Source organism: Mycolicibacter acidiphilus, assembly GCF_018455725.1.
GTDB classification, from domain to species: Bacteria; Actinomycetota; Actinomycetes; order Mycobacteriales; family Mycobacteriaceae; genus Mycobacterium; species Mycobacterium acidiphilum.
In genome coordinates this window covers 1-23,593 of sequence record NZ_JAHCLR010000021.1, presented here as the reverse complement: position 1 = coordinate 23,593, position 23,593 = coordinate 1, and the positions used below count along the sequence as shown (strand labels likewise).

The following is a 23,593-nucleotide window of genomic DNA, read 5'->3' as shown; positions in this document are numbered from 1 at the left end:
GGCAGTCATGACTTCGGCAACCGTGCTCGACTCCATCATCGAGGGAGTCCTTGCCGACGTTGCCGCCCGCGAGGCCGCCGTCAGCCTCGCCGAAGTCAAGGCGGCAGCCGAGGCCATGCCCGCGCCGCTGGACGCGATGGCGGCGCTGCGCGAGCCGGGCATCGCGGTGATCGCCGAGGTGAAGCGTGCGAGCCCGTCCAAGGGCCAGCTGGCCGCCATCGCCGACCCCGCCGAGCTCGCCGCCGCCTACGCCGAGGGCGGGGCCCGCGCGATCAGCGTGCTGACCGAGCAGCGCCGCTTCAACGGCTCGCTGGCAGACTTGGACGCAGTGCGGGCCGCGGTGTCGGTTCCGGTGCTGCGCAAGGATTTCATCGTGCGGCCCTACCAGATTCACGAGGCCCGCGCCCACGGCGCCGACATCCTGCTGCTGATCGTCGCCGCCCTGGAACAGCAGGCGCTGGTGTCGATGCTCGACCGCACCGAGTCGCTCGGGATGACCGCGCTCGTCGAGGTGCACACCGTGGAGGAGGCCGACCGGGCGCTCACCGCCGGCGCGAAGGTGATCGGGGTCAACGCCCGCGATCTGACCACGCTGGAGGTCGACCGGGACTGCTTCGCGCGGATCGCGCCGGGCCTGCCGACCGAGGTCGTCAAGATCGCCGAGTCGGGCGTGCGCGGCACCGCCGACCTGCTGGCCTACGCCGGTGCCGGCGCGGACGCCGTGCTGGTCGGCGAGGGTGTGGTCACCAGCGGTGACCCGCGGGCGGCGGTCGCGGACCTGGTCAGTGCGGGCAGGCACCCGTCCTGCCCGAAGTCGGCTCGCTGAATGTCGCGGATGGACCCGGAGTTTCCGCACACCAGTGCCGGGGTGGCCGAGCGCAGCGCCCATGACCCGGATGCCCGTGGCCACTTCGGCCCCTACGGCGGCCGGTTGGTGCCCGAGGCGCTGATGGCCGTCATCGAGGAGGTCACCGCCGCCTACGAGAAGGTGCGCGCCGACCGCGAGTTCCTCGACACCCTCGACGACCTGCAGACGCACTACAGCGGGCGGCCGTCGCCGCTGTACGAGGCCACCCGGTTGTCCGAGCATGCCGGTGGCGCCCGCATCTTCCTCAAGCGCGAAGACCTCAACCACACCGGTTCGCACAAGATCAACAACGTGCTCGGTCAGGCCCTGCTGGCCCGGCACATGGGCAAGACCCGGGTTATCGCCGAGACCGGCGCCGGTCAGCACGGGGTCGCCACCGCGACCGCGTGCGCACTGCTGGGCCTGGACTGCATCGTCTACATGGGCGCGGTCGACGTCGACCGGCAGGCGCTCAACGTCGCGCGGATGCGACTGTTGGGCGCCAAGGTGATCGCGGTCGCAACCGGTTCGGCGACCCTGAAGGATGCCATCAACGAGGCGTTCCGGGACTGGGTCGCGCACGCCGACGACACCTACTACTGCTTCGGCACCGCCGCCGGCCCGCATCCGTTCCCGGCCATGGTCCGCGACTTCCAGCGGATCATCGGACTCGAGGCGCGGGTGCAGATCCAGCGCCAGGCCGGGCGGCTGCCCGACGCCGTCGTCGCCTGCATCGGCGGTGGATCCAACGCGATCGGGATCTTCCACGCGTTCCTCGACGACCCGCAGGTTCGGCTGGTCGGGTTCGAGGCGGCCGGTGACGGTGTCGAAACCGGAAGGCACGCAGCGACGTTCACCGGCGGGTCGCCGGGAGCCTTCCAGGGGTCGTTCTCGTATCTGCTGCAGGACGAGGACGGCCAGACCGTCGAATCCCATTCGATCTCGGCCGGTTTGGACTACCCCGGGGTCGGCCCGGAGCACGCCTGGCTGCGCGAGAACGGCCGCGCCGAGTACCGGCCCGTCACCGACGCCGAGGCGATGTCCGCGTTCGGCCTGCTCAGTCGGACCGAGGGGATCATCCCGGCCATCGAATCCGCGCACGCCGTCGCCGGTGCGCTGCAACTGGGGGCCGAACTCGGTCCGGGGAAGGTGATCGTCGTGAACCTGTCCGGTCGGGGCGACAAAGACGTCGAGACCGCCGCGAAGTGGTTCGGCCTGCTCGGCGGCGCCGATGAGGTGATCGGAGGCCAGAAGTGATCGGCGCAGGGATCGAAACCGGCGGGCTGGCACCGCTTTTCGCTCAGACCCGGCAGGAGAACCGGGCGGCGCTGATCGGCTACCTGCCCACCGGATACCCCGATGTTCCCGGATCGATCGCGGCGATGCGGACGCTGGTCGAGTCCGGTTGCGATCTGATCGAGGTCGGGATCCCGTACTCCGACCCGGGTATGGACGGGCCGACGATCCAGCGGGCCACCGAGGTCGCCCTGCAGGGCGGGGTGCGGGTGCGGGACACCCTGGCCGCGGTCGAAGCGATCAGCAGCACCGGCGGCCGCGCCGTGGTGATGACCTACTGGAACCCGGTGCTGCGGTACGGGGTCGACGCCTTCGCCCGCGACCTCGCGGCAGCCGGCGGCCTCGGGCTGATCACCCCTGACCTGATCGTCGACGAGGCGCAGGACTGGCTGGCCGCATCCGAGGCGCACCGACTGGACCGGATCTTCCTGGTCGCGCCGTCCTCCACGCCGCAGCGACTGGTCGAGACCGTCAATGCATCACGCGGATTCGTCTACGCGGCGTCGACGATGGGCGTCACCGGCGCCCGCAACACCGTGTCCGACGCGGCACCGCAATTGGTGCGACGGGTGCGGGAGGTCTCTGACATCCCGGTCGGGGTCGGACTGGGGGTGCGGTCCGGCGCCCAGGCGGCGGAGATCGCCGGCTACACCGACGGTGTGATCGTCGGGTCGGCGCTGGTCAGCGCGCTGAGTGCCGGACCGGACGCGCTGCGGACCCTGACCGAAGAACTCGCTTCCGGTGTGCGGCAGAGGAATTCACAGATATGACATTGGATTGGCTGACCTTTTTCCCCAGTCCCGCTCGCGGGGTGTGGCATCTGGGTCCGATCCCGATCCGGGCGTACGCGCTGTGCATCATCGTCGGGATCATCGCAGCCCTGCTGATCGGCGACCGCCGCTGGCAGGCCCGTGGCGGTGAGCCGGGCGTCATCTACGACATCGCGCTGTGGGCGGTGCCGTTCGGCCTGATCGGGGGCCGGCTCTATCACCTGGCCACCGACTGGCGCACCTACTTCGGTGAGTCCGGTGTCGGCTGGCAGGCCACGCCACGCATCTGGGACGGCGGTCTGGGCATCTGGGGTGCGGTGGCACTCGGCGCAGTGGGCGCCTGGATCGGCTGCCGTCGCAAGGGGATTCCGCTGCCGGCGTTCGGCGATGCGGTCGCGCCGGGTGTCATTCTGGCGCAGGCGATCGGACGTATCGGCAACTACTTCAACCAGGAACTCTACGGGCGCGAGACGGGGCTGCCGTGGGGCCTGGAGATCTTCTGGCGCGAGGACGCCTCCGGGATGCGGGACCCGCACCTGCTCGACGGCGTTTCCACCGGTGAGATCTACAAGATCGTCCAGCCGACGTTCCTGTACGAACTGCTCTGGAACCTCCTGGTGTTCGCGCTGCTGCTCTACGCCGACCGACGATTCCGGATGGGGCACGGCCGGTTGTTCGCGCTGTACATCGCGGCGTACTGCATCGGACGGTTCGGCATCGAACTGCTGCGCGACGACACCGCCACGCACATCTCCGGGATCCGGGTGAACTCGTTCACGTCGACGTTCGTGTTCATCGGCGCCGTCGTCTACATCCTGCTGGCCACCAAGGGCCGCGAGGATCCCGAGGCGCTGCGTCGCGCCTGGCAACCCGACGAGACGCCAGAGGCGCCGCCCGAGGCCGAGCCTGAGCCGGCCAAAGAGCCGGAGCGCGAGATGGTTGCCGTCGGCGCCGGAATGATCGCGAGCATCGCGGCCGCCGATGTCGCGGGTGACGCAGGTGACGCGGCATCGGGTGGCGGCGAGCCGGGGGATGACAGTTCCGAGGACGACGCCGCAGCGGAATCGGACGCATCCGCTGAGGATGCTGCGACCGACGCCGATGAGACCGACGGCGACAGCGCCGGCGATGAGGACGCCGTCGTCGAGGACGACGCGGACGCGAGCGACGCTGTCGAGGGCGAAGCGGTCGAGGAAGACGCCGATGAGGCCGACGCCGACGAGGAAGACGCGACCGAGGAGGATGTCGACGCCGACGAAGACGCTGTCGAGTCCGACGAGGTCGAAACCGCCAGCGGCGAAGCCGATGACAACGCTGTCGATTCCGCCGAGGAGGATGCCGACGGCGTCACAGCGGCCGATGCGGTCGAAGACGACACGGTCGAGGAAGACTCCGACGAAACCGTCGCCGACGAGGTCGAAACCGCCAGCGGTGAAGCCGATGACGACGCTGTCGATTCCGCCGAGGAGGATGCCGACGACGTCCCAGAGGCCGATGCGGCCGAAGACGATACGGCCGAGGCCGTCGCAGACGGGGACGTCGCCGACGACACAGTTGATTCCGTCGAGGATGACGCCGTAGGGACCGAGGCCGTCGAAGACGACACGGTCGAAGACGACACGGACGAGGAAGACTCCGACGAGGCCGTCACTGACGCTGCCGAAGCCGATGACGATGCTGACGACTCCGAGGCGGTCGAAGGCGACACGGTTGAGAACGACGCCACCGACGACACCGACGCGCCGTCCGAGGATGCGGTAGCAGAGTCCTCCTGACCCTGAGCCAGGCCCGGAGAACCGGCCGATCTGGCATGCTGCAGCCATGACCGGTCCGCCCTGGTACCCGCCGCCGAGCGGTTCCAGTGCCGACCCGTGGGCGCCCTACGGCCGGGATCCGGTGAGCGGCGAACCGTTCTCCGACAGGTCGAAGGTCTCCGCCGCGCTGCTGCAGTTGATCGGGTTCTTCGGCTTGGTCGGGTTCGGGCGGATCTACCTCGGCCAGGTCGGGTTCGGCATCGCGCAGATGCTCGGCTGCCTGTTCATCGCCGGCGCCACCCGGGGGATCGGAATCGGAGTAGCGCTGATCTGGGGCGTCATCGACGCGGTCTTGATCTTGACCGGCCGAGTGCGCGATGCGCAGCATCGACTGCTGCGCTGACCCGGCCGCACACCAACCTTGCTGAGCGGTCGGCTCAGCCTGCCCGACTATGCTGACGTCGTGAATCGACGCGGCAAGATCGTCTGCACTCTCGGCCCGGCAACCCGCAGCGCCGAAATGGTCAAGGCACTGGTCGACGCGGGTATGGACGTGGCGCGGTTGAACTTCAGCCACGGTGAGCACGCGGACCACAAGGCTTCCTACGAGCGGGTGCGCGCCGCGGCGGAGGCCACTGGTCGTGCCGTTGGTGTGCTGGCCGACTTGCAGGGGCCGAAGATTCGGCTGGGGCGGTTCGCGGACGGTCCGGTGGAGTGGAACAACGGTGAGACCGTGCGGATCACGGTCGCCGACTGCCCCGGCGACCACGACCGGGTCTCCACCACCTACAAGCAGTTGGCCGCCGACGCCGAGCCGGGCGACCGGGTTCTGGTCGACGACGGCAAGGTCGGCCTGGTGGTGGAGCACATCGACGGCGACGACGTGGTGTGCACCGTCACCGAGGGCGGTCCGGTCAGCAACCACAAGGGCATCTCACTGCCCGGCATGAACGTGTCCGCACCGGCCTTGTCGGAGAAGGACATCGAAGACCTGGAGTTCGCACTGAATCTCGGTGTGGACATGGTGGCGCTGTCGTTCGTCCGATCACCGTCCGACGTCGACCTGGTGCACGAGGTGATGGACCGGGTCGGGCGCCGGGTTCCGGTGATCGCGAAGCTGGAGAAGCCGGAGGCCATCGAGAACCTCGAGGCCGTGGTGCTGGCATTCGACGCGGTGATGGTCGCCCGCGGCGACCTCGGCGTCGAACTGCCGCTGGAGGAGGTGCCGCTGGTGCAGAAGCGGGCCATCCAGATGGCCCGGGAGAACGCGCGCCCGGTGATCGTCGCGACCCAGATGCTGGAGTCGATGATCGAGAACTTCCGGCCGACTCGGGCGGAGGCCTCCGACGTCGCCAACGCTGTCCTCGACGGCGCCGACGCGGTGATGCTGTCCGGGGAGACCGCGGTGGGCAAGCACGCCCTGGAGGCGGTGCAGACCATGAGCCGGATCGTGTGCGCGGTGGAGCAGAACTCCACGGCGGCACCGCCGTTGACCCACACGCCGCGCACCAAGCGCGGGGTGATCTCGTTCGCGGCCCGCGAGATCGGCGAACGCCTCGACGCGAAGGCACTGGTGGCGTTCACCCAGTCCGGCGACACCGTGCGCCGGCTGGCGCGGTTGCACACCCCGCTGCCGCTGCTCGCGTTCACGGCTCTGCCCGAAATCCGTAACCAGCTGGCAATGACTTGGGGCACTGAGACATTCATCGTCCCGCAGATGCAGTCCACCGACTCGATGATCCGCCAGGTCGACAAGGCGCTGCTGGACCTGGGCCGTTACCAGCGCGGTGATCTGGTGGTCATCGTCGCGGGTGCTCCGCCGGGCACAGTAGGCTCGACCAACCTGATCCACGTGCACCGGATCGGGGAGGATGACGTCTGACGGGGGAAGCGCGCTGAACACCGACTTCGACGAACTGCTGGCGATACTCGATCTGGACCGCACCGCCGACGGCGTGTTCGTCGGCTCCCATCCCAGCAAGACGCCGCTGCGCACGTTCGGCGGTCAGCTGATGGCGCAGTCGTTCATCGCGGCCGGGCGCACCCTGACCGTCGACCTGCCACCGGCCGCGATGTCGGTGCACTTCATCAACGGCGGGGATCCGGCGCACGACATCGAATTCCGGGTGACCCGACTGCGCGACGAACGGCGGTTCGCCAACCGGCGCGTCGACGCGCTGCAGGGGGAGACGCTGATCGCCACCACCCTGCTGTCCTACATGTCCGGCGGGTCCGGACTGGAGCACAGTGCGACGGCTCCGACGGTCACCGAACCGGAGGCGCTGCCCAGGCTGCGCGAACTGCTGGTTGGCTACGAGGAAGTCGTCCCGGGCTTCGTCAACGCCCCGCACCCGATCGAGTGGCGCTACACCAACGACCCGTCCTGGGTGCTGCGCGGCCAGGACCGGCAACTCGACTACAACCGGGTCTGGGTGAAGGCCGACGGCCCGCTGCCCGACGACACCCTGCTGCACACCGCGATGATGGTGTACTCGTCGGACACCACCGTGCTGGACTCGATCATCACCACCCACGGCCTGTCCTGGGGCTACGACCGCATCTTCGCCGCCTCGGCGAACCACTCCATGTGGTTCCACCGGCCGGTGTGTTTCGACGACTGGATGCTGTATTCGACGTCCTCGCCGGTGGCAGCGGATTCCCGGGGCTTGGGAACCGGGCATTTCTTCGACCGTGCCGGCGAACTGGTCGCCACGGTCGTGCAGGAAGGTGTGTTGAAATACTTTCCCAGCGTCAAACGCTAAGCGGGTACACCCGGTAAATCGGATTCCTGCACCGACGGGCCACCGGTGCCGCCGAATGTGCGCTCGAAATGCTCGCGCAGTTGATCGGTGCAGCGTTGCTGCGCTGCGGGATCCGACCCGGCTTTGGTCATGCAGTCCATATAATCACCGGCACCGGCGGTCCGGAAGATGCCGATGTAGATGAAGATGCAGCCGATCCCGGCGACCACCGCCAGCAGACCCAACACCATGCCGGCGATGGCGACGCCGCCGTTGTTCGCCTCACCGCGCCGGACCCGGGCCAACCCGGCGAACCCGAGCAGGATCGCGACGACACCCAGTGCGATACCGCCGATGATGGTCAGCGCCGTCAGCAGTCCGGCAACGGCGACACCCAGTGCGGCGATGCCCAGGCCGTTCCGCGGAGCGGTGTATTGACTCGGCGATCCGTAGCCAGAGTACGGCGTCGGATAGGGGTAGAGCGGCCAGGGCTGTGGGGGTGCGGGCGGCAGTGGGGGGGTGCCGTACTGGGGCATCGCGCGGACTCCGGATCGGGGCGTCTAGACGGGTGTCAACGGGGGCGTCCCTCAGCGTACCCGCGTTCCAGAAGTCCACGATCGGCCCAGTACAGCGCGGGCTGACCGCGGGCTTTTATACGGCGGTCCAGCTTCGGCTGTCCTTCAGCGAGGCTCGCCGGACAGCATCTCCTCGACCTTCTTGCCGGTCCCACGGATCTTCAGTGCGGTGATGATCTCAGCGATACCGATCACGACCAGCCAGATAGCCACCACCAGCGCGATGACCACCAGCGACCGCGATGGCGACGCCAGCGTCACGAACCCGGCCAGCAGGCTCACGACGCCGCTGAAGATCTGCCAACCGCGACCCGGCAGTGCCGGGTCGCTGATCGCGGCGACGGTCGCGGCCACCCCCCGGAAGATGAAACCGACCCCGATCCAGATTGCCAGCAGCACCACCGCGACGGCTTCCTCGTCGGAGTTGAAGTGCCGGAAGCACAGCACGCCGAGGATCACCGAGGCCGTCCCGCTCAGGAACAGCAGAACCCGACCGCCGGCGGACGCCAGCGGCAGTCCGAACGCGAAGAAGACCTGAGCGACACCGCTGACCAACAAATAGACGCCGAAGAGAATGGCGGCGACGAGAATCGTGCGGCCCGGCCAGACCAGTGTGAGCGCGCCGAGCGCCAGCGCCAAGACACCGGAGACCAGTGTTGATTTCCACAGATTGGGCAGAACAGTTGTTCCCATACGCAAATTCTGGCACAGCACAGCGGGCAATTTCCGGGATTGCCGTTGTGTCGGGGAGTTCCCCATGAATGCGTCAAAACGTCGCGGTGCGACCATATACCGATGACCGCAACGCTCGTGGCCAAGAATGTGGCCGGTGGCTTCGCCCACCGCACGCTGTTCGAGCGGGTCGACCTGACCGTGGCACCGGGGGATGTGGTCGGCGTGGTCGGCGCCAACGGTGCCGGCAAGAGCACGCTGCTGCGGATCCTGGCCGGGGACCTGGAGCCACTCGACGGGACGGTCCACCTCGCCCCGGCGGACGCGTTCGTCGGCTGGCTGCCCCAGGAGCATGAGCGGGTGCCGGGGGAGACCGTCACCGGCTATATCGCGCGACGAACCGGGTGCGCCCCGGCGACACTGGCAATGGATACGGCGGCCGCCGCCCTGGCCGACCCGGATCAGGCCGACCCGGGCACCGATCCGGCTGACGTCTACGCCGCCGCGCTGGATCACTGGCTGGCCACCGGCGCCGCGGACCTCGACGAACGGCTGCCGGCCGTGCTGGCCGATCTGGGCATGGACGCCCAAGCACTACCACCGGAGTCGACGCTGATGACCGGTTTGTCCGGTGGGCAAGCGGCCCGGGTGGGACTGGCGGCGCTGCTGCTGTCGCGGTTCGACATCGTGCTGCTCGACGAGCCGACCAACGACCTCGACCTGGACGGGCTGGCCCGCCTGGAGCAGTTCGTCGCCGAATTACGCGGCGGTGTGGTGCTGGTCAGCCACGATCGGGAATTCCTGGCGCGCAGCGTCACTTGCGTCTTGGAACTGGACCTGGCGCAGAACACCACCACCGTCTTCGGCGGCGGGTATGACAGCTACCTCGAGGAGCGGGCGGTGGCGCGCCGGCACCGCCGCGAGCAGTACGAGGAGTTCGCCGAGAAGAAGGCGGATCTGGTGGCGCGTGCCCGCATTCAGCGGGAATGGTCGAGCCAGGGGGTGCGTAACGCGATGCGGAAGGCGCCTGACAATGACAAGAATCGGCGTCGCGCGCAGACCGAGTCCAGCGAGAAGCAGGCGCAGAAGGTGCGGCAGATGGAGAGCCGGATCGCCCGGCTCGAAGAAGTCGTCGAACCCCGCAAGGAATGGACACTGCAATTCAGCATTGGATCGGCGCCCCGGTCGAGTTCGGTCGTCGCCGCCCTCGACAACGCCGTTGTGCGGCAAGGGGATTTCACGCTGGGCCCGGTGTCGCTGCAGGTGGATGCCGGTGAGCGGATCGGCATCGTCGGGCCCAACGGGGCCGGCAAGTCGACCCTGCTGCGGCTGCTGCTGGGCCGCCGGCAGCCCGACGCGGGCCGGGTGAGCCTGGGCGCGAACGTCGCCGTCGGCGAGATCGACCAGGCGCGTGCGGCTTTCACCGGCAGTGCACGCCTCGTCGACCGGTTCGAGCAGTGGGTGCCGGACTTCTCGACCGCCGACGTGCGCACCCTGCTGGCGAAGTTCGGGTTGGCCGCCGATCATGTGGAACGCACGGTCGACGAGCTCTCACCGGGCGAGCGCACCCGCGCCGGCATGGCGTTGCTGCAGGCCCGCGGCACTAACGTGCTCGTCCTCGACGAGCCGACGAACCATCTCGATCTGCCGGCCATCGAGCAGTTGGAGCAGGCGCTGGACAGCTACGACGGCGCGCTGCTGCTGGTCACCCATGACCGGCGGATGCTGGCCAACGTCCGGTTGGACCGGTCCTGGCGGGTCGAGAACGGGTGCGTTGCGGAGGTGTAGCCGCTCGGCTCAGCTAAAGCGCACGTTCAGCGTCGCCAGCCCGAAGATCTTCTTGCCGGCGGATTTCGCCCCGACGATCACCACGCCGCTGCGGGTGGCCGGGTCCAGCGATTTGACCTTGCCGCTGAACTCGATGTCGGCGCCCTCGGTGGCCGTGACGATCGCCGGCGCCGACAGTCGCACCGCGTAGCGGGTGACCGCGCCGGGGTCGCCCGACCAGGTGGAGGCGAAGCCGGCACCCAGCCCCATGGTGAGCATGCCGTGGGCGATCACGTCGGGCAGCCCGGCGAGCTTGGCGATGTCCTCGTCCCAGTGGATCGGGTTGGCGTCGCCGGCCACCCCGGCGTAGTTCACCAGGTCGCCGCGGGACAGCCGGGTGTGGTGCACCGCCAACGCGTCGCCGACCTGCACGTCCTCGAATGCGGGTGTGCCCGGTGTGCGGGTGTCCCCGCCGGTGGCGATCCGCAGTTCGCCCTCGGGGCGCACCGTCTTGACGTAGTTCGCCTGGGACTCGTCGATGTCGAGGATGTTGACGTCGTGCATCATCGCCCGTTGCACCGCGGTCTTCACCGAGGCGTCGATCTCCTCAGCGGTGACGCCGACGACGGTGGTGTGCAGGGTGTGCACCACCTCGCCGGCGGTGTCGGTGAAGGTGTTGGTGACCGTGATCAGGTCCCGGCCGGCGACGCGGCGCACCGCGGTCAGCTCGACGTCGATCAGCAGCTCGTCTCCGGCCACGATCGGCCGGTGCTGCTCGAAGACCTCCTCGGTCTGCATGTAGGTGTCGTAGCCGACGACCACCGACTCGAACATCTTCCGGTTGCACACCATGCCCGGCGTCGAGGTGAACGTCAGCGGCGCAACCAGATCCGGGTAGCCCAGTTTCTCGGCGTCGGCGATGTCCCAGTGCGCGGGGTGGTAGTCCTGCACCGCGCGGGCGTATTCGCGGATCTTCTCCCGGCCGACGAGGTAGGGCCGGTCCGCCTGGTAGTAGTGGCCGATCCGCGATTCCAGCGGTGACGCCTCCGGCGCTGCAGTCATGAGCTCTCTCCCAACCGTTCTATCGGCGGGTTAGTCTGCGGCCGACCCATGCACCCTAGCGTGTCACCACCTGCGCGTTCCACGTCGGCGATCGGGCTGTCGAGTCAGTCCTGACCGAAGATCGGCGGACGGTCCAGGATCGTCACCCCGAAGCTCGCCATCTCCGCGGCGCTGTTGGACTTCTCGGAATCGGCCGTCGTCCCGATACTGAGCATGTGATCCTCGAAGCCGCCTGGGGTCATCACGATGAGCACCTCGGCCTGCGGGGTGTGGGTCTGAAAAGTGTGCGGGACCAGTCGTGGTCCGTATGCCACCCCGCCGGCGGAGACCACCCCGGAATCGCAGTCGGCCAGCGTCTGCCCACCGGTCCAGAACTTCACCTCACCGGCGAGGATCACCCACATCTCATCTTCGCGGGTGTGCATGTGCAGGGGAGGGGAGCCGTCGGGGGTGAGTGTCAACCGCAGAATGCTCATCGTGTCGTTGGTCTCCGAGCGGGCGATCACTCGCTCCAGTTCGGCAGCGAAGTACGGGAACTTGTCGCCGACGCCCGGGTCGCGCAGCAGTGGCGTCAACAGCGCCTTGTCGATCGGCTCTTTCATTGTCGCGGAGCGCCTTTCGGTTGGGTCGACAGTGGTCAGGTCAGGGTCAGCTGGGTGGCGCTTCCGGCTAACCACGTCTCGAAGGTCTGCAGCGCGGGATTGATGGAGCGGGCGAAGGCGGGATCATGCGACGCACAGAACTCCGTCTCGAAGTCGGCGTAGTAGGCGAACATGTTGCCCAGATCCGCGGCGCCGGGCGCGCCGGAGGCGCGGAACGCCTCGGGCGTGATCGCGCGGTAGGTGATGTCGCGGTCCAGTACCCGGCTCATCGCGGCCGCCATCTCGTCGCCGGTCAATTGCTCCCCAGCGATCCCGATGGATTTGCCGATGAAGTCACCGCCGCGCTCGAACACTCCGTAGGCGCAGCGACCGATGTCGACCGCGGCGATGCCGGCGAGTTTCCGGTCGCCCATCGGTAGGGTGAGTGTCAGTCGACCGTCCGGACCGGCGGTGGGCGCGAACGTCGTCAGTAGGTTGTCCCAATAGAACGGCGGGTGCAGGAAGGTGGTGGGCACCCCGAGGTCGCGGAAATACTGGTCGGCTTCGCCTTTGACATCGAAGTGCGGCACCTTGTACTTGCCCAGCAGGGTGGGCATCCGGTCGTCGTCCAGTCGAACCTGCAGGCGGGTGTCTTCCAGCGTCGACCAGATCACGTGCTGCAGACCGGCGTTCTTCGCGGCCTGGGCGAGGTGGCGAGCCTGGGTGTCCTCGACGGCCGGATCCATGTGCTCCCAGAAGTTGGTGACGCAGTACGCGCCGTAGGCGCCGTCGAACGCCGCGGTCAGCGACGCCGGGTCGTTGAGGTCCGCGGAGACCACCTGCGCCCCGGCCTCAGCCAGCGCCCGGGCTTTGGGGCTGCTCGGGTTACGGGTGATGGCGCGCAGCGTGAACCCATGTTCGCCCGGACCGTGGTCGAGGATCGCCTGCGCCAGCCCACCGCCCTGGGAACCGGTGGCGCCGGTGACGGCAATGATCCTGGTGCTCATGACGCCGTAGAACGGGTCAGTGCCACCACCGGAATCACCCGGTCGGTCTTGGCCTGGTAGCCGGCGAAACCGGGGTAACGCTCAGCCTGGATGGCGTAGAGGCGGTCGTGCTCCTCGCCGGTGATCTCGGTGGCGGTTGCCGGGAACGTCTCGGTGCCGACCTCGACGGTCGCCGAGGGGTTCGCCCGCAGGTTGTGGTACCAACTCGGGTGGGTGTCCCGGCCCTCGTTGGACGCGAAGACGATGATCCGGTCGCCGTCGGGCAAATACATCATCGGGCTGGTGCGCGGCTGGCCGGACTTGGCGCCGGTGGTGGTCAGCAACAGCACTGGTGCACCTTCGAATGGTCCGCCGAGTTTCCCTCCGCGGCTGCGGAATTCGGTGATATTGCGTTCGTTGAACGCCAGCACCTGGTCCTTCTTCATCATCGGCGGATGCCTTTCTACTCGGATGGGCTCGGTCCGCGCAGGACGGCGGTGAGGGTGGTTGGAGCAATGTTCGGGTAGCGGTCGTTCTCGGGGTTCTCCAGCCGGCCGCGGCCGGACATCATCGGCAGCTGATACATCAGCGGCAGGATCCGCATCAGGTCGGCACCTTCGGCTTCACGTCGCTGTAACTCCGCATACCCGTCGGCGATGCTGCCCCGGGACCGCAGCGTCAGCGGCCGCCCGGTCGCCTGACGGTAGAACCGGGCGATGTCGGCCATCGTGGCGGTCTCGCCGACCACCTGCACCACTCGGTTGAGTGTGCCGGGGTCGCAGACGATCTCGGCCAGGTACGCGGCGGCGTCGTCCATCGAGGTGAAATCGGCCGGGGTTTCACCGTCACCCCAAAACGACAGGGTGCCGGCGGTGTCGTCGATCAGGTCCAGGAACGGTGACGCGATGACCTCCATGAAGCATCCGTTGAGCACGATGGTGTAGCCCTGCCCGCTGTCGATCAGTTGCCGGTCGAAAGCGCGCCGGGCATCGGAGTTCCAGTTCTCACCGGGTGCCAGCGCGAACAGGTCCAGCGAGTAGTCGCTGGGCACGAATCGGGTCACGCCGGCCTGCTGCGCGGCGGCCAGCAGTCGACTCTGACCATCGACGATCACCTCCGGGCCGCCCTGCACCGCGGAGATCACGACCTGAACGCCGTCGCAGGCGGCGGCCAGCGACGCCGGGTCGGTGAGGTCGGCGCGGACCACCTCGCCGAGTTCCTGCAGCAGCCCAGGTGCGCGGTCGGGGTCGCGGACGCCGGAGCGGACCTGTAAGCCGCGTGCCCGCAGCGCTTTTGCGATCCGCTGGCCTAGGTTGCCGTTGGCGCCGACGACCAGTGCCGTCATGTCCGAAGCGGTCATCACACCCAGCCCCCGGATACGTCGATGGTGGCCCCGGTCAGGTAGGAGGCATCGGGGGAGAGCAGGAATGCGGCCACCGCGGCGATCTCCGCGGGCTCGGCCAGTCTGCCCAGGGCGTTCATCGACGCGATCACCGCTTCGGGCGGGGCGGTGCGCAGGGCCGGCGGGGTGTAGCGCGCACCGACCTCGGCGGCCATATCGGTGGCCGTTCCACCGGGTGCGATGGCATTGATGGCGATGCCGCGCTCTGCCAATTCCGGGGCCAGGTTGAGCACCATCGCCGAGACGGCTGCCTTGCTCGCGGCGTACAGCGTGTGCTGGTAGACCGCGATGCGGGCGCTGACCGATGACATCAGCACGATGCGACCGCCACGGCCCATCGCCGTCACCGCGGCCTGGGTGACGAAGAGCTGCCCGGCGACGTTGGTGTGGAACACCCGATCGAAGTCGCGGGGGGTCAGCGATGCCAGCGGCCCGAAATGCTCGATACCGGCGCTGTTGGCGACGATGTCCAACCCGCCCAGGCTCGCCACGGTGTTCCGCACCAAGTCATGCGCTTGCTCGGCGTTGCTGACATCGGCTTGCAGTGCCGCGGCGTGAGTGCCGGCGGCACGCAACTCATCGACCAGTTCGTCGGCGGCTGCCGAGTTGGCGACGTAGTTGATCACTACCGACGCGCCCTCGGCGGCAAGGCGGCGGGCGATCGCGGCGCCGATCCCGCGGCTGCCGCCGGTGACGAGCGCGCGCTTGCCGACCAGCCGGTGCCCGCGGTCGGTGACCGGTTCGGTGGTGGGGGAAGTCATGGATCCTCCTCGAAGCGCGGGATGCATTCGCGCCGTTTCCAGTATGCATAAAACTCAACGTTTGTCTATAATTTTCGGTGAGACGACGATCGGGAGGGTGCGGTGAGCGAGACTGATCCGGTGGTGCCCGACGACACCGCCGAGCGCAAGGGCCAGCGCACCCGTCGTCGCATCCTGGAAGCGGCCCGCGGGGTGTTCGCCGACCTCGGTTACGAGCGCGCGACCATCCGGGTTATCGCGACAGCCGCCGGCGCCGACAAGTCGTCGGTCATCCAGTACTTCGGCACCAAGCAGAACCTGTTCCGTGAGGCGGTGCACTGGACTGTTCCGGCGGTCGCCGCGGTCGGTGACAGCGCCGACCAGACCGCCGAGAACCTGGCGCGGGGGATGTTCGCCGCGTGGTCGGCGAAGCCCAACTCACCGATGACGGTGCTGCTGCGCGCCAGCATGACCAGCGAGGACGCCGCCGAGGTCCTGCGCACCCACATCACCACCGAGGCCACCCCCGCGCTGGCCGGCGTCATCGACGCCCCCGACGCCCGGCTGCGCGCGGCACTGCTCGGCGCGATGCTGATGGGGGTGGCCAGCCAGCGCTACCTGCTGGGGATGCCGGATCTGTGCGACGTGGACACCGAGAAGATCCTGGCCGTCCTCACCCCGGCCCTGCGGGCCCTGATCGCCCCATCCGAAACCTCGAATGCTGACGACGAAAGGTGTGCACGATGAGTTTCAGCGACGAAGAGATTGCTTACCTGCGCTCCCAGCGGCTGGCGCGGATCGCCACGGTCAGCCCCGACGGACAACCCGACGTGGTGCCGGTGGGCTTCGAGTTCGACGGCACCCACCTCAACATCGGGGGCTACCGGCCGGCCACGACCCGGCGTCATCACAACGTGCTGGCCGGCAATCCCAAGGTTGCGGTCGTCATCGACGACCTGCTGTCAGAGCGGCCCTGGGTGCCGCGGTATCTGCGGATCTATGGCACCGCCGAGGTCGTCGACGGGCCGCAGCCGTACCTGCGGATCACGCCGGAGATCTCCTGGAGCTGGAACCTCGACGGCGGCGCCTCGATCGGTGGAGGCGGCGGCATGGCCCCGCCGCACCGGACGGTGCACTGACGGACCCCGTCGTACCCTGGCACTACGGTGCAGCCATGGCAACCAATTCCGCCCTCCGCGGCATCGTTATCGGAGCTGTTGTGACTGCGACGGCACTGACGCCGACCGCACCGGCGGGCGCGGACCCGGGCATCCCCGGCGACCCCGACACCCGCTGCGAGTCCGATGCGTTCGGCACCACCCAGTGGTGCGACGAGCCGATCCGACCGGACGGCACCTGGCGGCGCTGCTGGCACACCTCCTCGGTGCCGTTCTTCAACGGCAGCGGCGGGATCGGCGGCTACATCCCGGAGACCGGTCGGTGCGTCACCCTCGACGCCGGCAACATCCCGTTCGGCCAGCCCGGGCACATCGACGGCTGATTCGCCGGGTAATCGGAGTGCCCTCGGTGAGATTCGAACTGTAATGCAAGGTGCTGGTCAAAGCCGAAAAGCACGGTTTACCAGCAAAAACATGTCAAGGTAAGTCACGCCAAATCACGGCGTGTGCGAGCAAATCGTGTCCAAAGTGCGTCCAACGCGACCGGCTCCCGTAGCATCCCGACCATGAGAGCTTGCTTCGCGGTCGTTGCCGGTCTGCTGGCAGCCGCGCTGACCGTCGCAGCCCCGGCGATGGGCGACCCGGACAGACCTACACCGAACCCCAGCAGTCGATCCGATGACGCATATGAGGACTACGTGCTGGCTGGCAACACGCCGCTCCAGGGCCACGAAGACGAACACAGACGAATAACACGCCAAATTGGCATAGATATTTGCAATTATCTTAATCGGGGATTCGAATACAACGATTTAATGCAGGACGCACCCGACTCGGCAAATCGGCATCGGAATATCGTTGGTGCCGTTAAGTATTACTGCCCATGGGACGCTGATCGTCTTCCGGCATATTTGCAACCCGAATTAGCCAGTTAGGTTGAGGTAGTCCCGCCAGCGCAGGTGACCGCTCGCGCTCGGAAATGCGGTCCTGGCGATCCCTTGCCCTACGGTTCAAAAGACCGGTCGAAGGGACTGGATTTTAGGGTTTAACGCCAACGGAACCACCCCAAGTATTTAATTAGGTAAACGCAGCAGCGATAATCTCGTAATGATGCAATCGTCCATTCAGGTAGTGCGGCTCTACCATGCCTTCCACATTAATAGCAGTGAACGGACCCCATGACATAGAGAAATTACCCGACGCTGGCATCGGCGGAATATCGAAGCCGAACGGTGAAAGAAAGATTTGCAGCCGCGAATGAACCTTATTTCCAGTCGGATCGAACGTCACGCTAGGGGCGAGTGTCGTAACGATCCCCGGAACCGGGCCACGAAAGACTTCTACGAACGTCGCAGTACCAGCAACGAACTTCTTTTCTTTCAGGATTACGGTAACCCGATCGCTGAAAATCATTCCGCACGCTTCCGATACCGATTCAGAACGAAAAGCTCTGCCAGGTTGAAACCGGAGAAACCACCACGAATCGAAACGTTGCCAACGTCGGTAGAAAGCTGCTGCGGATTCGCAACCAATCGCGCCGTAGCGGTAACGATCACGGCGGCGATTTCGTCGTTCGGCTCCGAAGCGTCGAATCCGATCCCTCGCGTGTAGCCCCGAGCAAGCGCCGTAACGATGGCCGCGTGGCTCCCGGCGAGGGCGACTAATCCTGTATCGTCGCCCCCGCCGAGAAAATCAGCGACCGTCTGGCCGGTGACAGCGGCCATTATCAGATGGTGATTCCGGTCAGCTTCACGACGGCTTCCGCGTTCAGCGGCTTAGCGTCGTAACGGCAAACCACGCGAAGCGCCATCTGGTCGAAATCGCCGTAAGTCTGATCCAGAATCTTCACGGTCGGCGCAACGTCACGCGCAACCGCAATCTGACTGAAATCGACCAAAGCGGCCCGACCGGTAGGCGTGGAATCGCCGGTGTCAGGAATCCGATTGGACACGATCACCGGATGCCCGAGCAGTGTGTACCCGCCAGCGGCAGTAACGTCAGACTGAACGATGTACTGCCCGGTGGAATCCTTGATCTTGCGAAGATCAATCAGTTCGCGGCTCCGCATAATCCACTTCAAATTCGCCGGATTCACGTTCTCTCCGAGCGCCAGAGCTTCCGCGTCGTGCAAATCATCCAGTTCCAGAGGACCGGCCACAGCGAGGTCTTGCGTACCGGCCCACGCGAACAAACCCTGCGGCGTGGTCGTCCCGTCGCCGGAAGCGCCGAAGAGCTGCCCGTCCAGAACGGCGGCAACGTCGGTAACCAGCCGATCCCGCAAAGCGGCGTCCAGAGCTACAACCGACTGGCGGGCCAGTTCGTTGGAGTACCGGGTCAGCGTTTTCAGCGATTTCATCGTGGACGGCAAAAGAACCACTTCATCGAAATCCGGGTTAGCTTCGGGAATCTGCTCATTCTCACCGACCCACGAAACGTTCGTAGGTGCGCCGAGCTTCGGGATTCGAAGTTCGCTCGCAGTGTCAAAAATGCGCGGACCAGCAGCCAGGAACTTTGCGGCTTCCTCAAGCGGCTTAACGAGAATCTGCGCGACCTGCTGCTGAGTCAATTCATTTGCGGAAACGGTGCTGACGGCCATTGTGAAATATCCTTAATTGTGAATCGTACGCTTTTCGGGGGATTCCACGCCACCGGGACGTTTCACGTCAATCGCACGCCAGGCGCGATATACCGTCGATAGTAGCAGGAATTCACGCCCGAGCGCGAAGCATGGCGTGCAAATTCACCGGGTCAACCGAATTGCCCCGATTGCCCTGACCCACGTCGCCAGTAACGCGCCGCGTTGCCAGGTGCGGCTTTCCCGCCAGCAGAGCGTCCACAGCAGCGGCCAGTGCGTCCGGGTCGTCTAGGTGCGTCGCGTCGAATGGTAGGTCGGTCGGGTCGGCTAGCTTTCCGGTGGCAGCGGTCAGCGCGACGTGCAAGCGTTGCGCCAGTTCATCGGCTTTCTGCGCTCGTTCTCGATATCCGGCGCTTTCACGACGCAATTTTTCGACGTAGGTACGGCTGAACGTATCTGCCCCGTTTGCGCTTTCGCCGTCTGCCGTGTTTTCGCCGTCAGTCGAATCGGCGTCGTCGGTGGTCGCGTTTGCGGGTACGTCGTTATCCGATTCCGCGCTGAAACCTTCAGAAACGCGCTCATCATTACGGGCCATTTTTCCGATCCTTCTATCGTCTAGCTAGTTGGCATTACGGGATATTGCGAGATAGAGCCGCGCTGATTCTGCGCGAACTGGCCGGCCGCACGAATCTCCGAAATCTCGGTATCGGAGTATCCGAGCTTTTTCAGCGCAAAATCTCGGGGGAGTAGGCCGACCTGATACAGCTTCACAGTCGCGTCGGCTTCCTGCGCTACGCTTCGCGTTGCCGCGTCGGCCCACTGAACGCGAACGTCAGGAATCAGCCGGGGATCGAAACCGTCGCGCACGGCCAGCATCAATTTCGCCGTCTGCTCCCACGCTCGCCCGAACGTCTGCTGACGCGCTTCGGCCCTGGCCGTCAGGCTGGCTTCGCTGGCCCGCAGAGCGTCGGCGCTGGTCGGCTGATCGGCAAACACGCCGACGTAGTGCGCCGGGAGCGTGGAAACGGCCATGATCTGCCCGAGCAGCACGCGCACGGAAGCGTCGTATCCCGCCAGGTCAGCGGAAGGCAATTGTCCGAATTTCGCGTCAGGCGATTCGGAAATCATCGCCCGGTTTCCCTCGGGGATCGGATTTACCGCGTCCATGACGGGCTGACCATTTTCGAGAATCGGGTTTCCGTCGTCGTCTAGAACTTCCTGCTCTTCAAGTTCGATGCCCGTTGCCCATCGGCGCGGCCTACCGACATATTCGCTGGTTGTCATCATGTCAGTTAGCGATTTGTTCAGGCCGTCGCACAACGGCATAAGGTCGTCAATCTCGCTGGAACCGTAATCGTCCAGAATCCGATCCGAATTCCGGAGGTTCACGACGGGGACCACGCCGAGCGGATTATCAATTTCTTTCGTGACCTTGAAACCGACAGTTGCGCCAACGTGGTTCGCGCTGAACCGAACGATCTGATCCGGCAGGAACAAAACCGCTTCGGTCGTGTTGTCGGTTTCCCACCGCTTCACGGCGGCAACGATTTCGCGTGTTCCGGGGTCAACCTGAATCGTGACCTGTTTCGCGGATTCGACGGTTACGTTCGGTTGTCCCGCCAGATCAGCCCACACAATCGCGTACGAATCCCCGAGCAGCAATGCTTCCCGGTGCGCGACCGCTGATTGCTGATCTAGGTCGTTTCTGATCCAATCTTCCCAAAGCGATTTATCCGAGAAACCGGTGATCCGCAAACGTTCAGCCAGTGCGGTAACCGACAAACGGGGGATATTCGATGCCATGCGACCGAACCTATCCCCGAGCGCAATCTTCGCTTCGGGACTCAAGAAAGCGAGCGGCTGCGCTCCGTCGTAATAAGCGTCAAGAAGCGAATATCGCCCGATTGGCTCATCTAACTTTTGAAGCAGATTTTGCAGAAGATCGAAATTACTGATTGGATTCGGTGCGGTCACGCGAAACTCCTAGTTCGTCTTCTGGTCGTCCGTGTCGAATGCCACGCGGTCCTATCATAAGCCACAATAGCAGCCACCGCCGCGTCAATCTTGCGCGGCGAACCACGCTTATCCTTACTCACCAAATCGCCCATAGGAGTCCGCTTCGCCACGCAATGCAGGACGTGGTTAGAAAGCCGTTCGTCGCCGTCGTGCGTCATCGCCTTAGTCACGACAGCCTGATACAGCCGATCCGTTGCCGGTGCCATTCGGGCAGCCGTCGCGGTATTCCATTCGATCACCTGACGCTCTCCGTGACGTTTCGCCCACGCTTCGATTTCCGACCGCCATCCCCACGGATCACACGCCAGTTCGACAACCTCGTATTTCTGGAAAGCCAGATCGACCGCGTTACTGACATCTTCACGCGGAACGCGCCAGCGGTCGTCGCCGGGATTCTCCCAAATACCCTCAAGCCAAACGTAACCGTCCATCGTGCAACCGACCAGCGCCGTAGAGTCACCGGACGCGGAACCGTCAAAAGCCAAAACCACGCGCTCGCCAGGTTTGATATCCCGGCGCTTCTGGCATTCGGCCCACGTTCCCCACGGAAGCCAGGACTCCACACCGGTAACCCACTGGCCTAGCCGCAACTGGCGAAAAACCGGTTCGCGGATAGTCTTCAAAACAGCTTCTAGGCCATCTTCCGACAGAAACGGGTGATGACACGCGAGAGCAGGATTTGCTTCCCGCCAGGCTTTCCGGTCGTCAACGTCACAGCCAGGGGGAGCGGAATACTCCTTGAAGTAAAAAGACGAATCTATGCCGGATCGGCCATGTTCAACTAGCCGCCACATCACCGAATCAGCAGAGTCAGCTGGAGTCGAAATCGCCAGAGTCAACGATTCTGGTCGCTTCCCCGCCACGGAAGTAACCGCTTCCCACACGTCTTCGGTCACGACGTGAAGTTCATCCACGACCATCAGGCTAGGGTCGTGACCGTGCAAAGCGCCGGGTTCAGCGGGAAGCGGTAGTAGCGTGGCATCGTTTTCCGGCAGATACAGCCGATCCGCGTAAATCTGAATCCGTTCATCCAGCGTCGGGTTCAGTTCAACCATTCGCTTCGCATACCGCATGGTGATATTGGCCTGACGCTGATCGGATTCGACTACCAGAACTTCGGCAGACGGTGGTCCAACGAACATTTCAGACAATCCGAGCGCGGCAGCGAGCATCGTTTTACCGTTCGCACGGGGGATGCTGATTAGCGCAGTGCGGATATTTCGGTGAAAAGCTCCCTTGATGATCTCCTTTTGGAACGAACGGAGCTTAAACGGCTCTTTCGCCCCGTGACCACGCGGCGTAATCAGATAGTCTTCGATAAATTTCTGTCGTCGCAGAGCGCGATTACTTGGATAATGGTCGAAATCCAGCGGTTTAGCTGTAATCGCACCTTTCGGGCCGGCTCTCATTTTCTAAAATCCTCACTTTTGGCGGTTTTGGCGTGTGTAATCGAAAGTTTGAGTCCCCCCATCGGGTCGTTAACCCCCCTTTGACGGTTTATCCCCCACCCTTGCTGACTGGCCGCGTGCGGCTCCACGTTTCCGGTTGCATGGTCCGCACACTACGGCGATATCTCGTAAGCGTATCGCCTTTCCAGCGGCTTTTCTGGCCCATGCTTCCGGCGTGTGATCGGACTGTAAATCGTCGGTAGCCCCGCAATCCGAGCAGAACGGTTGCAGTTTTCGCGCTTTCTCTGACAGTTTGCGCCAAGCGTGGTCGTAGCCGCGTGCGGTTGTCGGTGCCTTGACTTCCGGGTTATCGGTAGTTTTGTGTTCGTCGCATCGGGAACTCTCGGACAATTCTCCACACTCTACGCAGGGCCGTAACAACACGCTATTAGTTCCTTCCGGTCGTGTCCCGCTGGGGCTGGTCGGCCCGTCCAGTGATACCAGTCGCGTGCAGCCACGAACGAAAACGCTCTGACCAGGCACGAAACCACGAATCCACGAAATGCACCCCACTTCGAAAACTTTTCTCTCCCACGTTTTTACCCCCTCATATACCTATTTTTCTCTCTCTAATAAAAGAAGTGGATACATGGATACCAGGGATATGTGCAGGTCAGAGCCGGTTTCGGTAGTGGATATGTCGTGGATATGGCGGTGGCTTCGTGTCTACGCGCTGGTCACGGCGCTTTGCTCCGTTGACTGGCCGGTGAATGCAGCCGGATCACGTTCTCTGCGCCGATCACTCGGTCACCGAGCGCCACGCCCGAGAAGCCGCGTTGCTGGCTCCCTACGCCACCGGGTCGACTCTCTACGATCTTCCGGCCATATGCTGCCCTGATCTGGGCTAGGAAATGGCGCATTGATCCACTGAAATATCCGTTGCGCTCGCACCACATTTTCCAGTGTGAATACAGGATGCTTCGCGGCACGAAACCGGCTTCGTCCAGTTCGCAGGTTTCGGTAATGAATTCAGTGATCGGGCTTGCGGCTTCATCCATTTCTGCGGCCAACTGGCGGGATGACTTCGGTTCGGTGAACTCACCTTGCGCGTTGAGTCGTTCCAGGCCGTCGAGCGCCCAGTTGAAGATTCCTGGCAGTTCGGCTTCCAGCTTTTCGCGTAGCTTCCGATCCGGGCTATCTTCGAATTTGTTGACGGTTTCGAGCACAACCATTCGTTTGATAATCGCGCCGGATGCGTCGGGTATGGCGGCTCTTCCGGATCGAGAGTGCGTGGACTGGTGTC

The 23,593-nt window shown here is 65.1% G+C and carries 26 protein-coding genes; 11 read left to right on the top strand and 15 right to left on the bottom strand.

Going from position 1 to position 23,593, the window contains the following annotated elements:
• The first annotated feature begins 7 nt into the window (after positions 1–7).
• Genes trpC through KIH27_RS11805 form a run of 7 tightly spaced genes read left to right on the top strand, consistent with a single transcriptional unit; the run spans position 8 to position 7,429 of the window.
• Positions 8–826: an indole-3-glycerol phosphate synthase TrpC gene (gene trpC / locus KIH27_RS11835; RefSeq protein ID WP_214093145.1), complete on the top strand. Its 819-nt coding sequence runs from the start codon at positions 8–10 to the stop codon at positions 824–826.
• Entirely contained in the window at positions 827–2,104 is a 1,278-nt protein-coding gene (gene trpB, locus KIH27_RS11830; RefSeq protein ID WP_214093144.1) for a tryptophan synthase subunit beta, read from the top strand.
• The gene (gene trpA, locus KIH27_RS11825; RefSeq protein WP_214093143.1) at positions 2,101–2,913 is read left to right on the top strand and encodes a tryptophan synthase subunit alpha; all 813 of its coding nucleotides are present in this window, start codon (positions 2,101–2,103) and stop codon (positions 2,911–2,913) included. Before trpB ends, trpA begins: the two co-directional genes overlap by 4 nt.
• Positions 2,910–4,688: a prolipoprotein diacylglyceryl transferase gene (gene lgt / locus KIH27_RS11820; protein WP_214093142.1), complete on the top strand. Its 1,779-nt coding sequence runs from the start codon at positions 2,910–2,912 to the stop codon at positions 4,686–4,688. The genes trpA and lgt overlap by 4 nt, the downstream gene beginning before the upstream one ends.
• A gap of 46 nt (positions 4,689–4,734) precedes the next feature.
• Entirely contained in the window at positions 4,735–5,070 is a 336-nt protein-coding gene (locus KIH27_RS11815; protein ID WP_214093141.1) for a TM2 domain-containing protein, read from the top strand.
• A gap of 60 nt (positions 5,071–5,130) precedes the next feature.
• Positions 5,131–6,549: a pyruvate kinase gene (pyk, locus tag KIH27_RS11810; RefSeq protein ID WP_214093140.1), complete on the top strand. Its 1,419-nt coding sequence runs from the start codon at positions 5,131–5,133 to the stop codon at positions 6,547–6,549.
• Positions 6,539–7,429, top strand: coding sequence for an acyl-CoA thioesterase II (locus KIH27_RS11805; protein WP_214093139.1), 891 nt, complete (start codon positions 6,539–6,541; stop codon positions 7,427–7,429). Before pyk ends, KIH27_RS11805 begins: the two co-directional genes overlap by 11 nt.
• On the opposite strand, the gene KIH27_RS11800 is transcribed toward KIH27_RS11805, so the two are convergent.
• Both KIH27_RS11800 and KIH27_RS11795 read right to left on the bottom strand, forming a co-directional pair.
• The gene (locus tag KIH27_RS11800; RefSeq protein ID WP_214093138.1) at positions 7,426–7,944 is read right to left on the bottom strand and encodes a DUF4190 domain-containing protein; all 519 of its coding nucleotides are present in this window, start codon (positions 7,942–7,944) and stop codon (positions 7,426–7,428) included. The genes KIH27_RS11805 and KIH27_RS11800 overlap by 4 nt on opposite strands.
• Positions 7,945–8,088: 144 nt before the next feature.
• The gene (locus KIH27_RS11795) at positions 8,089–8,676 is read right to left on the bottom strand and encodes an HdeD family acid-resistance protein (protein WP_214093137.1); all 588 of its coding nucleotides are present in this window, start codon (positions 8,674–8,676) and stop codon (positions 8,089–8,091) included.
• A 102-nt stretch (positions 8,677–8,778) separates the two neighbouring features.
• On the opposite strand from KIH27_RS11795, the gene KIH27_RS11790 reads away from it, so the two are divergent.
• The gene (locus KIH27_RS11790) at positions 8,779–10,443 is read left to right on the top strand and encodes an ABC-F family ATP-binding cassette domain-containing protein (RefSeq protein WP_214093136.1); all 1,665 of its coding nucleotides are present in this window, start codon (positions 8,779–8,781) and stop codon (positions 10,441–10,443) included.
• A gap of 9 nt (positions 10,444–10,452) precedes the next feature.
• On the opposite strand, the gene KIH27_RS11785 is transcribed toward KIH27_RS11790, so the two are convergent.
• The 6 genes from KIH27_RS11785 to KIH27_RS11760 form a co-directional block, all read right to left on the bottom strand.
• A complete protein-coding gene (locus tag KIH27_RS11785; RefSeq protein ID WP_214093135.1) occupies positions 10,453–11,484 on the bottom strand; it encodes a fused (3R)-hydroxyacyl-ACP dehydratase subunits HadA/HadB in 1,032 nt (343 codons plus the stop codon).
• Between the two features lie 104 nt (positions 11,485–11,588).
• Complete coding sequence (locus tag KIH27_RS11780) at positions 11,589–12,086, bottom strand: cupin domain-containing protein (RefSeq protein ID WP_250149991.1); 498 nt, start codon at positions 12,084–12,086, stop codon at positions 11,589–11,591.
• 35 nt (positions 12,087–12,121) lie between these two features.
• Entirely contained in the window at positions 12,122–13,072 is a 951-nt protein-coding gene (locus KIH27_RS11775) for an NmrA/HSCARG family protein (RefSeq protein ID WP_214093134.1), read from the bottom strand.
• Positions 13,069–13,500: a nitroreductase family deazaflavin-dependent oxidoreductase gene (locus KIH27_RS11770; RefSeq protein ID WP_372451356.1), complete on the bottom strand. Its 432-nt coding sequence runs from the start codon at positions 13,498–13,500 to the stop codon at positions 13,069–13,071. The genes KIH27_RS11775 and KIH27_RS11770 overlap by 4 nt, the downstream gene beginning before the upstream one ends.
• A gap of 14 nt (positions 13,501–13,514) precedes the next feature.
• Entirely contained in the window at positions 13,515–14,411 is an 897-nt protein-coding gene (locus KIH27_RS11765) for an NmrA family NAD(P)-binding protein (protein WP_214093133.1), read from the bottom strand.
• Positions 14,411–15,214, bottom strand: coding sequence for an SDR family NAD(P)-dependent oxidoreductase (locus tag KIH27_RS11760; protein WP_250149990.1), 804 nt, complete (start codon positions 15,212–15,214; stop codon positions 14,411–14,413). The genes KIH27_RS11765 and KIH27_RS11760 overlap by 1 nt, the downstream gene beginning before the upstream one ends.
• 102 nt (positions 15,215–15,316) lie before the next feature.
• Between KIH27_RS11760 and KIH27_RS11755 the strand changes: the two genes are divergently transcribed.
• Genes KIH27_RS11755 through KIH27_RS11745 form a run of 3 tightly spaced genes read left to right on the top strand, consistent with a single transcriptional unit; the run spans position 15,317 to position 16,694 of the window.
• Positions 15,317–15,940 carry a TetR/AcrR family transcriptional regulator gene (locus KIH27_RS11755; RefSeq protein ID WP_443677225.1) on the top strand — a complete coding sequence of 208 codons (624 nt, stop codon included), beginning with the start codon at positions 15,317–15,319 and terminating at the stop codon, positions 15,938–15,940.
• Positions 15,937–16,332 carry a PPOX class F420-dependent oxidoreductase gene (locus tag KIH27_RS11750; RefSeq protein ID WP_214093132.1) on the top strand — a complete coding sequence of 132 codons (396 nt, stop codon included), beginning with the start codon at positions 15,937–15,939 and terminating at the stop codon, positions 16,330–16,332. The genes KIH27_RS11755 and KIH27_RS11750 overlap by 4 nt, the downstream gene beginning before the upstream one ends.
• A gap of 35 nt (positions 16,333–16,367) precedes the next feature.
• Complete coding sequence (locus KIH27_RS11745) at positions 16,368–16,694, top strand: CDGP domain-containing protein (protein ID WP_214093131.1); 327 nt, start codon at positions 16,368–16,370, stop codon at positions 16,692–16,694.
• A gap of 694 nt (positions 16,695–17,388) precedes the next feature.
• Here the strand turns inward: KIH27_RS11745 and KIH27_RS11740 are convergent.
• The 7 genes from KIH27_RS11740 to KIH27_RS11710 form a co-directional block, all read right to left on the bottom strand.
• Positions 17,389–17,724, bottom strand: a complete 336-nt coding sequence (locus KIH27_RS11740) for a hypothetical protein (RefSeq protein ID WP_214093130.1) — start codon at positions 17,722–17,724, stop codon at positions 17,389–17,391.
• Positions 17,721–18,035, bottom strand: coding sequence for a hypothetical protein (locus KIH27_RS11735; protein WP_214093129.1), 315 nt, complete (start codon positions 18,033–18,035; stop codon positions 17,721–17,723). Before KIH27_RS11735 ends, KIH27_RS11740 begins: the two co-directional genes overlap by 4 nt.
• Positions 18,036–18,037: 2 nt before the next feature.
• A complete protein-coding gene (locus KIH27_RS11730; RefSeq protein ID WP_214093128.1) occupies positions 18,038–18,907 on the bottom strand; it encodes a phage major capsid protein in 870 nt (289 codons plus the stop codon).
• Positions 18,908–19,019: 112 nt separating this feature from the next.
• Entirely contained in the window at positions 19,020–19,481 is a 462-nt protein-coding gene (locus tag KIH27_RS11725; RefSeq protein WP_214093127.1) for a hypothetical protein, read from the bottom strand.
• A 20-nt stretch (positions 19,482–19,501) separates the two neighbouring features.
• Positions 19,502–20,860: a phage portal protein gene (locus KIH27_RS11720; protein ID WP_307856852.1), complete on the bottom strand. Its 1,359-nt coding sequence runs from the start codon at positions 20,858–20,860 to the stop codon at positions 19,502–19,504.
• Positions 20,857–22,311, bottom strand: a complete 1,455-nt coding sequence (locus KIH27_RS11715; protein ID WP_214093126.1) for a terminase large subunit domain-containing protein — start codon at positions 22,309–22,311, stop codon at positions 20,857–20,859. The genes KIH27_RS11720 and KIH27_RS11715 overlap by 4 nt, the downstream gene beginning before the upstream one ends.
• 716 nt (positions 22,312–23,027) lie before the next feature.
• Positions 23,028–23,593, bottom strand: a 566-nt coding sequence (locus KIH27_RS11710; RefSeq protein ID WP_250149989.1) for a primase-like DNA-binding domain-containing protein, incomplete at its 5' end; no start/stop codon positions are given.